This is a genomic window from Undibacterium sp. TC4M20W, from assembly GCF_049340245.1.
Lineage (GTDB): Bacteria > Pseudomonadota > Gammaproteobacteria > Burkholderiales > Burkholderiaceae_D > Undibacterium.
The window spans coordinates 25,686-38,290 of sequence record NZ_JBMPPI010000022.1 but is presented as its reverse complement, the minus strand read 5'-3'; the positions used below and the strand labels follow the sequence as shown (position 1 = coordinate 38,290).

The window sequence follows — 12,605 nt, the reverse complement described above, 5'->3', positions numbered from 1 at the left end:
ACACCATGGGACTATTCGATTTTTTCAAAAGCAAGCCAGCCGCACGCACTTCGCTGGAGCAATTGTCTTATAACATCGCCTACCAGATATTGCCGCATTATGTCTTTCGCCAGGCAGCGCAATTGTTTGATATTGTCGAAAAAGCGGACGAGAATTCCCACTACCTGTTTTATCACCTAAGCTGCAAAGCACAGGAAATACCCAGCTTGCAGGAAGAAGCCACGCAATACTGCTGGCATCAGTGTGAGCTTGATGCCAGCCATACTTTGCTGGTGCTGGCTTATCCCCAGGCCACGCCGGTTGATCTGACGGGCAAGTCGCTGGAAGAAGTCAAGCAAAGCGCAGGCACCTGGGTGCTGGCGCCGCATTTCTCGGGCATCGTGCGTAACAAGTCCAGCCAGCATATCCGTTACTATGTATTGGGCCAGACCTCCATGGGTGGCGGCACGGTTTTGCGCGAGATTGATGACATGGGGACGAATGCCAATCTGGGTGCCGGGCCACAACCGACGCTGGATGCCTTCGTTGATCTCATGCAGCAGCGGCTTGGTCAGCAGGCCAGCATTCCCTGATCATTCATGATCAATACACATACCGCGCCAACACCTGCCTGAACTTCTCCAGCGCCACTTTGAGCACATCCATCTCCACCGAGCCCAGTGCCAGGCGCAAGGCATGCGGCACCTGTTCTGTGGTGGCAAAGGGTTCTGCCGTTGAGACTGCAATCTGCTCGCGTTCCAGTGCCATGGCTATCTGGTCTGCGCGCAGCTCTGCTGGCAGCGGCAGCCAGATAAAATACGATGCCGGGTGGCTGATGTAATCAAATCCAGCCAGTACTTTACCAGCCAGGGCCTGTCTGGCTTTGGCATCAGCACGCTTTTCTTTTTCAAGGCGGGCTACCGTGCCATCGCCCAGCCAGTTGTACACCAGGCTGGTCATTAAGGCAGGTGTGTTCCAGGTCGTGGCCCTTATCGCACGTTCAATCGCGGGCAGGTGTTGCGTGGGGGCGGCAACATAACCCACCCTGAGCCCGGTAGAAATATTCTTGGAAAATCCTGAGATATACACCGTCAACTCAGGTGCCATTGCCGCCAGTGGTGCAGGTGGCCTGGTCGCCAGAAATGCATAAGCAGCGTCTTCCATGATCAGCAAGCCATGTTTGCGGGCGATGCGCACCAGCTCTTGCCGCCATGCCAGGCCCATGACCAGGCCCAGGGGATTGTGCATGGTAGGCATGGTATATACCGCTCGCACCTTGCGTTGCCTGCATAGTTTTTCCAGCGCGTTCAGGTCGGGGCCATCTTTGCCCATTGCAATCGGCAGCAATTCCAGATGCTGTGCTTGTGCAATAACTTTGAAGCCGGGATAAGTCAGCGCATCCACAGCGACTACATCGCCCGGTTGCAACAAGGCCATGGCGGTTACGGCCAGCCCATGTTGCGCACCGCTGACAATGGCTATTTGCTCAGCACTGACATCAAGACCACGACTCGCAAGATGGCGGGCCATGGCGGCACGCTCATGCTGTCTGCCGCCATGCGGCTGGTAACGCAGCAGTGCATCTATATCACCTGAAGATGCCAGCTGGCGCAAGGCGGCGCGCAATAATTCTGCCTGGCCCGGCAGGGATGGATAATTAAAATTCAGGTCAGTCATCCCTGTCGCTGTCGCATGCTGGTCTATACCCATGCCGGGTGACAGCGTCGTTTCCCGCACAAAGGTACCGCGCCCGGTTTCACCACTGACCAGACCCATGGTTTCGAGCTCTGCATACACGCGGCTGGCCGTGACCAGCGCCAGGCCATGTGTTGCAGCAAGTTTGCGGTGCGCTGGCAGGCGTGTGCCTGGTGCCAGGCGGCCAGAACGTATCTCGCTGGCGAGTGTATCGACGAGTTGTTTATAGCGGCTCAGCGGCATACTAAAGCGTATCCATGACAATTATTTGATTGTATTGTTTTGCCAGCTTATTATGCCTCATCACCATTGCAAACCCAAAGAGAGATTATGCACATCGCCATCCTGACATTTGAAGGTTTTAATGAACTTGATTCCCTGATCGCCCTGGGTATTTTGAACCGCATCAAGACGCCAGGCTGGCGCGTATCCATCGCCAGTCCTGCAGCACAGGTGCGCTCCATGAATGGCGTCTTGCTGGAGTCGCAGATATCCCTGCAGGAAGCAAATGCAGCAGACGCCGTCATCATCGGCAGCGGCATACGCACGCGAGAAGTGGTGGAAGACGCCGCCCTGATGGCGCAACTGCAACTTGATCCAGCGCGGCAAATCCTGGGCGCACAATGTTCCGGCACGTTGGTGCTGGCCAAACTGGGTTTGCTGGGCAGCGTGCCAGCCTGTACTGATCTCACTACCAAACCCTGGGTGCAGGCAGCAGGTGTTGAAGTCCTGAACCAGCCCTTCTTCGCCAAAGACAATGTCGCCACAGCAGGTGGCTGCCTGGCGTCGCAATACCTGGCAGCCTGGGTCATTGCCCGCCTGGCGGGAGCAGAAGCCGCAGAAAGCGCCATCCACTATGTTGCGCCGGTCGGTGAGAAAGAAGACTATGTGGAGCGCACCATGCGCAATATCACTCCGTATTTGTGACACCGGCGATGGGTTCAGGATAAGATGCGTGTTCCCGGTTTCCACTGTTACAGTCCACTAGTATATGAACGAACACCTTGCCTATTTCAAGGAACTTGTAGAACCCCTGATCCCCGCTTCCTATGTCCTGACCTGGACTGAATATCTGGAAGGGGATTTTGGTGATTTGAAAAGACTGGAATTTTCATCTTCCTCCAAAATCGGCGCGATCGATTTCTGGTCCAAAGACTGGCTGGCGATGGATGTCGTTGATCTTGATGCAGGAAATCAGGTCTTGAATGTGCTTTATTCACCCGATCAGATGCATGAAATTCCGGCCGGCTTTGCGCGACTGCTGGAGATTTTGTCGGCGCAGTAATGCTATTTGTGCGTATCGTTCAAGGCACTGTCATCAAGCGGTGAGGCAAACAGACTCATCGTTCTGATCCTGCCGCCACATGTGGTGTAAGTTGTCTCGCCGAGTACAAACAAACCAAAAAATTTAAAAATAAGATGCCTAAATTCAATTTGCTGTCATGAAAGCTGACGTTAGATATTATGTTACGGCTATCTACATACCATGGGACTAGTTTATCAGCGCACTTGCATGCGCTAGATAACGTCATGTTTTTTTTCATCATGTAGTCATTGCATGGTGAAGCTATCTTACCAAAGAGGTCAGTCTTGATAAAGAAGTTGAAGTGTTTTCTCTTGGTTAGCGCCATGTTTTTTATGTCTTCGCATGCCAGTGCAGGCATTAGTGTAGTGGATGGTGTCATTACTGTGGAAGGAGAGATTACCGATAGGGAAAGCGAGGAATTTGTACGTTTAGGATTAGAAAAAATCCCGAGTAAAGTCATTTTCAAGAACTCTCCCGGCGGTACACTTAAAGCAGGTTTACGCATTGGGCGTTGGATGACTGGCAAAAATATCACGACGGTCGTCAATGGTTATTGTGCATCGACTTGCGCACTTGCGTTTTTGGGTGGCGATAGGCGCGAATTTTCGACTACAACACCTTATTCATTTTTGTACTTCCATCTGGGTTCTTTATCTGACCAAAAAATGGTAGATACTCTTGATGAATCCACTGCGATCATGTTCAGGTGGGTGGAGTACCGTACCAAACAACTACCCATCAATGTTTTTTTCAAGCAATCAATACTGAATTTAAAATCACCTGGTGGTGGACTGGCGTTTTTTCCAGCTTCCGATGAACAGGTATCGAAATACGGCAGTAGCACATTCATATGCAGAGGAGACGAAGCCCGTCGTCCCATAGACTGCGAAAAAAATGATGCCATCAGCGCCATGAGTCTTGGAATCATCACCCCTCAATAATATACCAATATGGCTCCAAATATACCCTTGCAAATCTATCAGGATATTCAATCGCTGATCGAAAAATCTTACAAAGGAAATCTCTTTACTATCTTGTTTGGATATTACGCCAGGGGCGAGCAACTTGACGATTCTGATGTGGGCTTGATATCTTGAAAGGGATTTTGGTGATTTGAAAAGACTGGAATTGTCATCATCCTCTAAAATCGGCACGATCGATTTCTGGTTCAAAGACTGGTTGGCAATCGACGTCGTTGATCTTGATACGGAGAATCAGGTCTTGAATGTGCTCTATTCACCTGATCAGACGCATGAAATTCCGGCAGGTTTTGCGCGGCTGCTGGAGATTTTGTCGGCGTCCTGAGGCATTGTTTGTAGGTACGATTAGCAATGCGTAATCGTACGCATAATTTTATGATGACGATTGATATTTTTATGTCTCGACGTGTCATCTAAATTGAATTGAAAGAAAATGCGATGATTAAAATGCACGAGAATGCATCTCAAAGTTTATTTGACCAGGCCAACGATGCATGGGACCGCGGAGAAAACGAAAAAGCTTTTGAATTACTAAATTTAGCGGCCAATCAGGGCGAAATTTATGCCTATAACACTATCGGCTATTTCCTGGACGAAGGTGTCGGCGTGCCTCAAAATAAGGATATGGCATTGCTCTGGTATAAAAAGGCTGCAAAAAATAAGGACATTTGCGCTTTTATGAATATCGGTGCCTGGTATCGTAATCTGGGCAATTTTAAGCGTGCTTCTTATTGGTTTTTAAAAGCTTTACATAGCGGCGACGGTGACGCTGCAATTGCTTTGGCAAAAATTTGCATCGATAGAGGAACAAAGCAAAGTAGAGCCCAAGCAGTTAAATATTTGAATATATCCCTTGTATCAGACAATGTCATATCTGATACGCATGATGAGGCACGCAGAATTTTGAAGCAAATCAATTCGTAGGTGCGAATGGCATCGCGTAATCGTACGCGCGTAGCGCAAGGAAATGACAGAAACCCAGATTACATTCTGAGTTTCTGTCCGATGACTGCCAGCAGTTATACTGAACTTACACCGCTAACATTCGCTTATTCAACTACCTGCATCCAGCGTCTTTCTTGCATGGTGCGTTCCTTGAAATACTTGCGCGGATTGCCGCACATATAGCAACTGCAGGTTGTTGGTGTATGCAAGACCATACCCAGGCGCAAGGCGCTGAGTTTTTCTTTCCAGCTATAAAAATAATACTGACGTTTCTTTTTCAGGCGCGCAGCATGATGCCTGCGCAAAGCACGAGAGAGATCTTTCATGGCAGTTCCTCATTGCCCCGGGCGGCCCGATTGCCGCCTCGTGGAGCATGAAGAACTTTTTGCTGTGCTGGTTCATGATGGACTTTCTATATTTGAAATATCTTCGTCGTGTACATTACCTGCATACGTCGCATTGGAAGGTGCCTTAAATTTATTACGCTGGCGACGACACTTGTAATTTGGGTAGGGTGCGCCATGCGCACCATTGTTGATAGTGAGCCGGTGCGCGCGGCGCACCCTACAAATCTATATACTTTCGGTGCTGTTAATACACTGCAGTCCCAGCATATCCAGATACAATGCCAATTCCTGCGGTGCTTCGTGCATGATGAGTATATAAGGATACAGCGAGGTTTCTTTTTTGTAGAGCAAAGTCGCATGTTGCCCGCTGAGGTAGCAGTGCTTCAGGCTTCTGGTCCAGGCAAGCTTGCTGCCGGTGTTGGTGATGCGCTAGTACACGACGACATCATCGCGTAATTCATATTCGGCCATGAAGGGTTTGGTTTTTTTTGCGATTCTGAGCATGCTGGAAGCCCTGCTTCTTGCCAGCCATCGCCAGTAGGGTTTAACCATATTGTCGCGTTTGGCGATGAACTTGTTCATATCCCTTGTCAGGAAAAAAGCGACTGAAAACAAGGTGAAAAAAGCGATATCCAGCTTGATACTCTGTCTGCTGATACTGTCGAGGTAAATCATGGCTACTGACAGACATAGCCCCAAAGCGACCACATATTTTAATGAGCTCTGCATGCGTAGCTGGAATTTACTGCGTCTGAAGCGCTGGCGAAATGCCGTGAGACGTTCATGCATCATTGCTGCCAATTCTGTTTCCAGGGCAGCGCAAAAATCCGCTGTTACCTGCAGTTGCAAATGCAGGCGTTGCGCGCCTTCTTTCACAGGCTCAGGTGTTTGAGGGAACTGGTCAATGCTTTCATTCATGGTTGTAGCATGCCTGGTTTTAGTCTTGTTTGGTTTGAGTCTTATTTTGCAGATGTCAGTTTATGATGGGGTTTCACCTGCGACATCACTTCAGGCAAAAGCAGACAATGCCCGTTCAAGATCAGCCAGCAAGTCATCGACATATTCCACCCCCACATGCAGGCGCAGCAGCCAGCCGGTTTTTGGGGCGCGCTGTGGCGCAACAGCAATCAGGCTGTGTACGCCACCCCAGCTATTGCCCAGCGTGAATAGCTGTAGTGCGGCGACAAACTTTTCTATCGCTGGCAGATTGTCTTGCTTCAAGCTGAAAGAGAGCAAGCCATTGCCCAGTTTGAAATCGCGTTTCCATAAATGGTGATAAGTATCACCCGGCAGTGGTGGATAATTGAGCTGGGCTATCGCTGCATGCTTCTGTAAAAATTCTGCGATGCGCAGGGCAGACGCATATTGCTTTTCTAGCCGCAAGGCCAGCGTCGGCAAGCCGCGTAGCGCCAGAAAGCATTCATCGGGGGCGACGTAATAACCGAGCAGTTCTGCCGTATCACGCAGGGCATGGTAGCTTGCTTCATCGCGTGTGCTGACTGCACCCATCAATAAATCAGAATGCCCACCCACATATTTGGTCAGCGCCTGTATGCTGAAATCGACACCGGCATCCAGCGCCCTGAAGCCCAGTGCCGTGGCCCAGGTATTGTCCATCACCACCTTGATCTGGCGCGCATGGGCAGCCGCAACGATGGTGGGTATGTCCTGCATTTCCATGCTGTTAGTGGCAGGGCTTTCTGTCCACACCAGTTTGGTATTGTCTTCAAAAAAATCAACGATGCCAGCGCCAATATCATTGGGGTAAATGCTGTGGCGCACACCCCATTTGGCAAACAGGGTTTTGGTGGTTTCCAGCGTCGGGCCATAAATGCTGTCTGGCAGCAGCATATGGTCGCCCGCACCCAGCAGCATGCTGTTAACCAGCACTGCCGCTGCCAGGCCAGTCGGCACCAGCACGGTATGGCCACCACCTTCAAGCTCAGACAATTTATTTGCCAGCGCATAGTGGGTGGGCGTGCCATTTTGCCCGTAGCTATAACCCGTATGTGCCTGCGCCTGTCGGTGCAGGAAGGAGGCAACATCCGGGAAGACGATAGTCGATGCATGGAATACGCCCTGCGACAACGACGCAAATCCATCCGGGATATCGCTGGCAGGTTTGACCAGTCTGGTACTGATGTCAGTCATGGTTATTCTCTCCAAACGCTGATCAGAATGGCAGTTGCGCAGCCGGTATCACGCTGATCTGCCCCATTTCGCTCCATACCCAGTTGTGGTGATTGCTGATGGTAGCTGCATCCAGGTGAGGGCGGTTGCGCGTGGTATGGGCATCGGCAATGACATTGGTTTTGATACCCAGCGCCGCTGCCTGCCGTATTGCACTGTCTAAACAAAACTCGCTGGCATAACCACAGACAAAAATTTCAGTTATGCCACGTTCAGCAAGCCCGGCTTCAAAGCCGGTTTGCTGAAAGGCGCTGCTGTGCTGCTTGGCGCAAACGTAGTCATCGGGCTGAGGTGCGATGGCGGCAGGGAATTGCCAGCTGTCGCTGTCTTTTTCCCACGCGGTACCCGCTTCATTATGCTGCAAATACACCACCGGTATGTTGGCCTTGCGGGCCCTTGCAATCAATTCGCTGATACGCGCCAGTACCTCGTCTGCCCTATGGGCTGGCGGGTCGATGAAAACTGCATTCTGAAAATCGATGATGAGCAGGGCAGATGGCATGGTTTACTCCAAAATTGACAAGCGGGCTTAGAAAGGGGCTTATAGATTTATGTGGGGACAGTAGTTGCTATCACTTGCAATAAATCCGGTGGCAGAGCCCAGTTTTGTTTGATGGCCTGCACTGCTGTCTGCGTATCACCAGCACGCAGCGCAGCGATGATAGTTTTATGTTCTTGTATCGATTGCGGTGCCATGCGCTGGTCACCAAAATGCGCCAGCTCTATGCGTTTAATGCGCGGACGCAGATTCGCCAGCAGCTTTTCTATCTCCGCATTCTGGCTGGCTCGCACGATGATGGCATGGAATTGCGCATCGAGTTCAGTCGCACGTTGATGCGCATGTGCCGCAATAGCCTGCGCGAGCGCCGCATTGACAGTCTCAAGTTCCTGTAAATCAGCTTCAGCCAGCCGGGGTGCTGCCAGCTCCAGCGCCGTTGCTTCGAGTGCGGCGACGACCGGGTACAGCTCGATAATTTCTTCCAGCCTTGAAGGTGCGACCTTGGTCCATTTATGAAAGCTGGTAATGACCAGACCCTCATCCTCCAGTTGCCGCAAGGCCTCACGCACAGGCGTGCGCGATACCCCAAGCTGCAAGGCCAGTTCCTGATCACGTAAGATTTCTCCAGGCGCGAGCTGCAACTCTATGATCCATTGCTTGAGGCTGCGATAGACCTCTTCACGGGCGAGGGAGCGGCTTAATGGGGCTGTGCTGGCGGGGATGGGCATGCTGGGTTGGGTGTTATTAAATGATAAGTAAAGTTATTTTTAAGCAATTTTAAGTTTGTAGTATGTAATATACTACAGAATTTTGAAGATGTCGCGTACAGAAATTTATTGTCCACCTGGAATAGCACATGCTTTAATGTTAATTATTTGTTTTAAGCAACCTTGGCAATATCGCCTTCTCTGAGTAGCTTAAGAATAAGATAGATGCAATTTCAAACGAGAATACAGAATGAGTTGGTTAAAGAAACTACTGGGTATCAAAGACGAGGTGCCAATTGCAACCAAACCTATAGCAAAGTCGCAGAGTAGTAATTTCCCACCTTATACATTTTCGCCACGTACGTCTGCTGCCCGTAAAATTGTGCTTGAGAGTGAAAAGCGTAAGTTGATTGATGTGGAAATTCCGGAAATAAGAGGTTTGTATCTCATCGTCCATCACCCAACCGGAGTTGAATACACCCATCAATGTGCTGGCACTGCGTGTTTTCATCCTTCTTTAGAAGGCTACCTTGTACCGATAGAAGCTTCATATGAAGCAGAAAATGAATTGGCCAGCTACTTCTTGCCAGCTCATAGTCGTTCGGGTCTTAGCGAGAGAGACGCGGAAGATATTGATGCCATATTTAAGCGGCATAAACTTGACTGGCTTTGCATTGCTCCTAACCGTCTAAAGGAATCGTATGAAGCCTGGATACACGTTTGTATTAAATCAGAGTATACGTGGGTACCATTTTGTGAAGGCTCAGATCCTCGGGCCGAAATGGTTTTGATTTGGCAAAACAGTGATTGATGAACTGGAATTTATATGTCAAGTGAAGAAAATTTTGATGTGGTGTTCCAGAGGGTAATTTCTCTTTGGCCTGCAAGTATTAATGTGAGTAATAAAAAATTCCATGATAATGGCGGAGTTACGATACCCGAATTGAGCAAAGTGCATGATATGGTGGAAGCTGCCATATACGCTATAGAAGACAATGAGTACTTGCTCAAAATGGATTGGGCGATTTTTACAGTGCTTCATGGTTCAGCTAAATCGCAGGATCAAATTGTTCCGGCGAATATAGACTTGGAGAAGTTGCATGAGGTATTTGATCGATATCTTGCGCCAATGGCGTGATAATTAAGTAATGACTTGCCTGCGAGGTGGTGTGCGTACGGCGCACTCTGCAAGCTTCGGCCAAGAATGATCGTGTTGCGTAAGTTGTGCGTGTGAATTCAAAAGGTCAAAGACGGCAGTGCTTAAGATAGACAAATAACCCCCGATCCCGTCATGCCGGACTTGATCCGGCATCCAGTGTCGTTTAACCCGGGCCTGAAAATTCTTGGAACATATGCAAAATCAATGTGTTGCATTTTATTCATGAGCCGGACCGCAAGTATGCGACGAAAGCCGCTTGATGCCAGATCAAGTCTGGCATGACGACTTTTAGATTGCTGTTTTGCATGAGCTGGATATTTTTTTAAGGTGTACGATAAAACCCAGCACCAAAAACCGGAACAAAACCCGGAACAAAACCCCAAAATCAAATCCACACATCCAGTTCACTGGTACGCTCACCACCCTCATCACCGGTATTGACCACGCCACGTGGTTCTATCAGCAAGAGTTTGACTTCATGTTCTGCACTGGGTTTATGTTCCATACCTTTGGGTACGACAAACATTTCACCTGCGGATATCAGTACATGGCCATCGCGAAAATCGATGCGTAACTGGCCTTCGAGGACGATGAAACTTTCATCGGTATCAGTATGGTCATGCCAGATGAAATCACCTTGCAGTCTGGCGACTTTGAATTGATAGTCATTCATCTCGGCGATGACTTTTTGTGACCACTGTTCGCTAAACAGGCTGAACTTGTTGGCAAAATTAATGCTGTGATAGGTTTTGCTGTCGCTGACTGCTACGGTATTCATGGCTGGCATCCCTGGCTTTTGTTTGAAAAGCCCCAGCATACGCAAGCTGCCACAGCAATTCTTGTACGTTTGTGCGTCAGGTTTTAAGGCCGGGATGCTTTGCCATGCATGTTCAACCAGCGCAAAGGTGTCAGGCCAAAGGCCTTGCTGAAGTGTTTGCTCATATGACTCTGGTCGCTGAACCCGGCAGCCAGTGCGGCGTTGACCAGCGTGTAACCTTGCATCAGCAGGCTTTTTACGAGGTCAAGGCGGCGCATGGTCAGGTAGCGATAGGGACTGGTGCCAAACAGCAGGCGGAAATCGCGTGACAGGCTCCAGCGGTCACGGCCGCTGTACCCGGCCAGTTCATCGAGGGTGATGTTGTCGGCCATGGCGCTGTGGATATACTCACGCGCCCGTTCAGCGGCCTGGTAATCAAAATGCAATTTACTTGTCGCTGCGCCAGCGAGTTTGTCTGAGCAGGTGTGCATGGCATGAGCCAGGTCGAACAGCGCGTCTTGTTCTTCCAGCGCATCCATGGGTTTGTCCATGGCTTGCAGCAGTGGCAGGGTGGCGGCAAACAGGCGTGGATCGGTGGAAATGCCGTTCTTGATAAATGGTAAAGCCTGGCCGCCCAGGATTTGCTGTATCAGCGCAGGCTCGACATAGATCATGCGGTAATGAAAGCCATCGCCAGTGCCTGCCTGGCCATCATGTGCCTCATCCGGATGCAGGACAATGGTGCCGCCAGGCAGGCTGTTACACTTGCTGCCACGATAGGCAAAGCTTTGCACCCCCGCCAGCGTGCTGCCTATGGCGTAGGTATCATGTTTGTGCATGGCATAGGCATTGCCTGAAAAATAAGCTTCGATACGTTCCAGCCGGGCAGACCCTGGCGCCTGGCGTATCCAGTCGGTGTTTTTCTTGCTCATGGCGGTGTGCTCGCTTCCATGAGGTATATGCTAGCACTTATGGATGGTTTTTACACAGCGTCTGGATTTTCTACCAGATATCAGATGAAGTCTGGTACGGGTTGCAAGATTTTCATTCATCCAGACACTAAAAAGCTCTTTACCTGGTTTTACCCATGGCTCCACAATCGTCATGCCGGACTCGATCCGGCATCCAGTGTCGTTTAACCCGGGCTGGAAAATCCTTGGGGTTCATGGAAAACAGTGAGCAGCTTTTCATTCATGAACAAGAGCACAAGTGTTCGACGAAAGCCGCTGGATGCCGGATCAAGTCCGGCATGACGGTTGGATGGTTTTCATCCGTAATGCGGGATGAGTTTTTTGAGATGCTGAAAAGCGAATCATCAGACTTTGATCAGACTTTGGTAGGGTGCGCCGTGCGCACCGGGGTGATGAGGCTAGTCGAAGCAATGGTGCGCACGGCGCACCCTACAGAGCATCAATCCAAATCAGGGTAATTCTTTCGGTGGTATTGCTGGCATCCCTTTTTGTGTGAGTACAAAATCACAGCGCCGCTTTTGCTCATTCTCATCCAGGCCAGACATTGCGCGTTGCACGTCTTCTTTTATATTTTTCCCCAATTTCATTTCTTTCCACTGTGCGGGGATTTCATACTCAGGCTTGGCGCTGTTGGCCCGCTCTTTAGACATTTCCATACCTTTTTCAAACTGTGAGCGCAAACCTGATGTGGCCTTGTCACCAGTTGCCTTGTCGGTAGTTCCTGCGCGCCCGACTGCAAAAGACATCATCGCGTACATGGTCTTGATATTTTTGTCCCACTCCAGTCTTTTTACTGCGAAGCGTGGGCTGTAGGCGGGATCAAGGCGGGTGCAAAAAGCCTCGATTTCATCCGCCGTTGTGTATTGAAAATTGACCAGGGCCAGCGAGACAAGCCGGCGGGTATTGCTGGCTGTATCTTGCGCGAAGCTGTTGCCTGAGACCAGCAGCAAGGCTGTGGCGATACATACGATGCTACTTTTCATTACATTTCATTTCCAAAATGGGCAGGCTGCGGTAAATTTGAATCGCATGGCAATGCTATCATTCCCACCATACAAATAACGCAGAGG

The 12,605-nt window shown here is 49.9% G+C and carries 19 protein-coding genes; 10 read left to right on the top strand and 9 right to left on the bottom strand.

Annotation, left to right across the window (positions count from 1 at the left end):
- The first annotated feature begins 5 nt into the window (after positions 1-5).
- Complete coding sequence (locus ACO0LL_RS21905) at positions 6-572, top strand: hypothetical protein (RefSeq protein WP_422952940.1); 567 nt, start codon at positions 6-8, stop codon at positions 570-572.
- 10 nt (positions 573-582) lie between these two features.
- Here the strand turns inward: ACO0LL_RS21905 and ACO0LL_RS21900 are convergent, their stop codons facing one another.
- The gene (locus ACO0LL_RS21900) at positions 583-1,917 is read right to left on the bottom strand and encodes a PLP-dependent aminotransferase family protein (protein ID WP_422952939.1); all 1,335 of its coding nucleotides are present in this window, start codon (positions 1,915-1,917) and stop codon (positions 583-585) included.
- A gap of 87 nt (positions 1,918-2,004) precedes the next feature.
- Between ACO0LL_RS21900 and ACO0LL_RS21895 the strand changes: the two genes are divergently transcribed.
- The 5 genes from ACO0LL_RS21895 (at position 2,005) to ACO0LL_RS21875 (ending at position 4,884) form a co-directional block, all read left to right on the top strand.
- On the top strand, positions 2,005-2,601 hold the full coding sequence (locus tag ACO0LL_RS21895) for a DJ-1/PfpI family protein (RefSeq protein ID WP_422952938.1): 597 nt from the start codon (positions 2,005-2,007) through the stop codon (positions 2,599-2,601).
- Positions 2,602-2,665: 64 nt separating this feature from the next.
- Entirely contained in the window at positions 2,666-2,959 is a 294-nt protein-coding gene (locus ACO0LL_RS21890) for a hypothetical protein (protein WP_422952937.1), read from the top strand.
- 344 nt (positions 2,960-3,303) lie between these two features.
- A complete protein-coding gene (locus ACO0LL_RS21885; protein ID WP_422952936.1) occupies positions 3,304-3,921 on the top strand; it encodes a hypothetical protein in 618 nt (205 codons plus the stop codon).
- 187 nt (positions 3,922-4,108) lie between these two features.
- Entirely contained in the window at positions 4,109-4,285 is a 177-nt protein-coding gene (locus ACO0LL_RS21880) for a hypothetical protein (RefSeq protein WP_422952935.1), read from the top strand.
- Positions 4,286-4,383: 98 nt separating this feature from the next.
- The gene (locus ACO0LL_RS21875; protein ID WP_422952934.1) at positions 4,384-4,884 is read left to right on the top strand and encodes a tetratricopeptide repeat protein; all 501 of its coding nucleotides are present in this window, start codon (positions 4,384-4,386) and stop codon (positions 4,882-4,884) included.
- A gap of 125 nt (positions 4,885-5,009) precedes the next feature.
- On the opposite strand, the gene ACO0LL_RS21870 is transcribed toward ACO0LL_RS21875, so the two are convergent.
- A complete protein-coding gene (locus ACO0LL_RS21870) occupies positions 5,010-5,231 on the bottom strand; it encodes a hypothetical protein (protein WP_422952933.1) in 222 nt (73 codons plus the stop codon).
- 195 nt (positions 5,232-5,426) lie between these two features.
- Between ACO0LL_RS21870 and ACO0LL_RS21865 the strand changes: the two genes are divergently transcribed.
- Complete coding sequence (locus tag ACO0LL_RS21865; protein ID WP_422952932.1) at positions 5,427-5,708, top strand: hypothetical protein; 282 nt, start codon at positions 5,427-5,429, stop codon at positions 5,706-5,708.
- On the opposite strand, the gene ACO0LL_RS21860 is transcribed toward ACO0LL_RS21865, so the two are convergent.
- The 4 genes from ACO0LL_RS21860 to ACO0LL_RS21845 all read right to left on the bottom strand — a co-directional run bounded on the left by ACO0LL_RS21860 (position 5,682) and on the right by ACO0LL_RS21845 (position 8,669).
- Positions 5,682-6,170: a hypothetical protein gene (locus ACO0LL_RS21860; protein ID WP_422952931.1), complete on the bottom strand. Its 489-nt coding sequence runs from the start codon at positions 6,168-6,170 to the stop codon at positions 5,682-5,684. The genes ACO0LL_RS21865 and ACO0LL_RS21860 overlap by 27 nt on opposite strands.
- 90 nt (positions 6,171-6,260) lie before the next feature.
- Positions 6,261-7,403, bottom strand: a complete 1,143-nt coding sequence (locus ACO0LL_RS21855) for a trans-sulfuration enzyme family protein (protein WP_422952930.1) — start codon at positions 7,401-7,403, stop codon at positions 6,261-6,263.
- 22 nt (positions 7,404-7,425) lie between these two features.
- Positions 7,426-7,944, bottom strand: coding sequence for an isochorismatase family protein (locus tag ACO0LL_RS21850; RefSeq protein ID WP_422952929.1), 519 nt, complete (start codon positions 7,942-7,944; stop codon positions 7,426-7,428).
- Between the two features lie 47 nt (positions 7,945-7,991).
- Positions 7,992-8,669 (bottom strand): GntR family transcriptional regulator, encoded by a 678-nt coding sequence (locus ACO0LL_RS21845; RefSeq protein ID WP_422952928.1) that lies wholly within the window; start codon positions 8,667-8,669, stop codon positions 7,992-7,994.
- 229 nt (positions 8,670-8,898) lie between these two features.
- Between ACO0LL_RS21845 and ACO0LL_RS21840 the strand changes: the two genes are divergently transcribed.
- Together ACO0LL_RS21840 and ACO0LL_RS21835 are read left to right on the top strand one after the other, a co-directional pair.
- Positions 8,899-9,459, top strand: a complete 561-nt coding sequence (locus tag ACO0LL_RS21840; RefSeq protein ID WP_422952927.1) for a DUF6210 family protein — start codon at positions 8,899-8,901, stop codon at positions 9,457-9,459.
- A gap of 15 nt (positions 9,460-9,474) precedes the next feature.
- Positions 9,475-9,786 carry a hypothetical protein gene (locus tag ACO0LL_RS21835; RefSeq protein ID WP_422952926.1) on the top strand — a complete coding sequence of 104 codons (312 nt, stop codon included), beginning with the start codon at positions 9,475-9,477 and terminating at the stop codon, positions 9,784-9,786.
- Between the two features lie 406 nt (positions 9,787-10,192).
- On the opposite strand, the gene ACO0LL_RS21830 is transcribed toward ACO0LL_RS21835, so the two are convergent.
- Together ACO0LL_RS21830 and ACO0LL_RS21825 are read right to left on the bottom strand one after the other, a co-directional pair.
- Complete coding sequence (locus ACO0LL_RS21830; protein ID WP_422952925.1) at positions 10,193-10,585, bottom strand: cupin domain-containing protein; 393 nt, start codon at positions 10,583-10,585, stop codon at positions 10,193-10,195.
- 83 nt (positions 10,586-10,668) lie between these two features.
- The gene (locus ACO0LL_RS21825) at positions 10,669-11,496 is read right to left on the bottom strand and encodes an AraC family transcriptional regulator (protein ID WP_422952924.1); all 828 of its coding nucleotides are present in this window, start codon (positions 11,494-11,496) and stop codon (positions 10,669-10,671) included.
- A gap of 224 nt (positions 11,497-11,720) precedes the next feature.
- Between ACO0LL_RS21825 and ACO0LL_RS21820 the strand changes: the two genes are divergently transcribed.
- Entirely contained in the window at positions 11,721-11,993 is a 273-nt protein-coding gene (locus tag ACO0LL_RS21820; RefSeq protein WP_422952923.1) for a hypothetical protein, read from the top strand.
- Here the strand turns inward: ACO0LL_RS21820 and ACO0LL_RS21815 are convergent.
- Positions 11,985-12,518 carry a hypothetical protein gene (locus ACO0LL_RS21815; protein WP_422952922.1) on the bottom strand — a complete coding sequence of 178 codons (534 nt, stop codon included), beginning with the start codon at positions 12,516-12,518 and terminating at the stop codon, positions 11,985-11,987. The genes ACO0LL_RS21820 and ACO0LL_RS21815 overlap by 9 nt on opposite strands.
- Between the last annotated feature and the right edge of the window lie 87 nt (positions 12,519-12,605).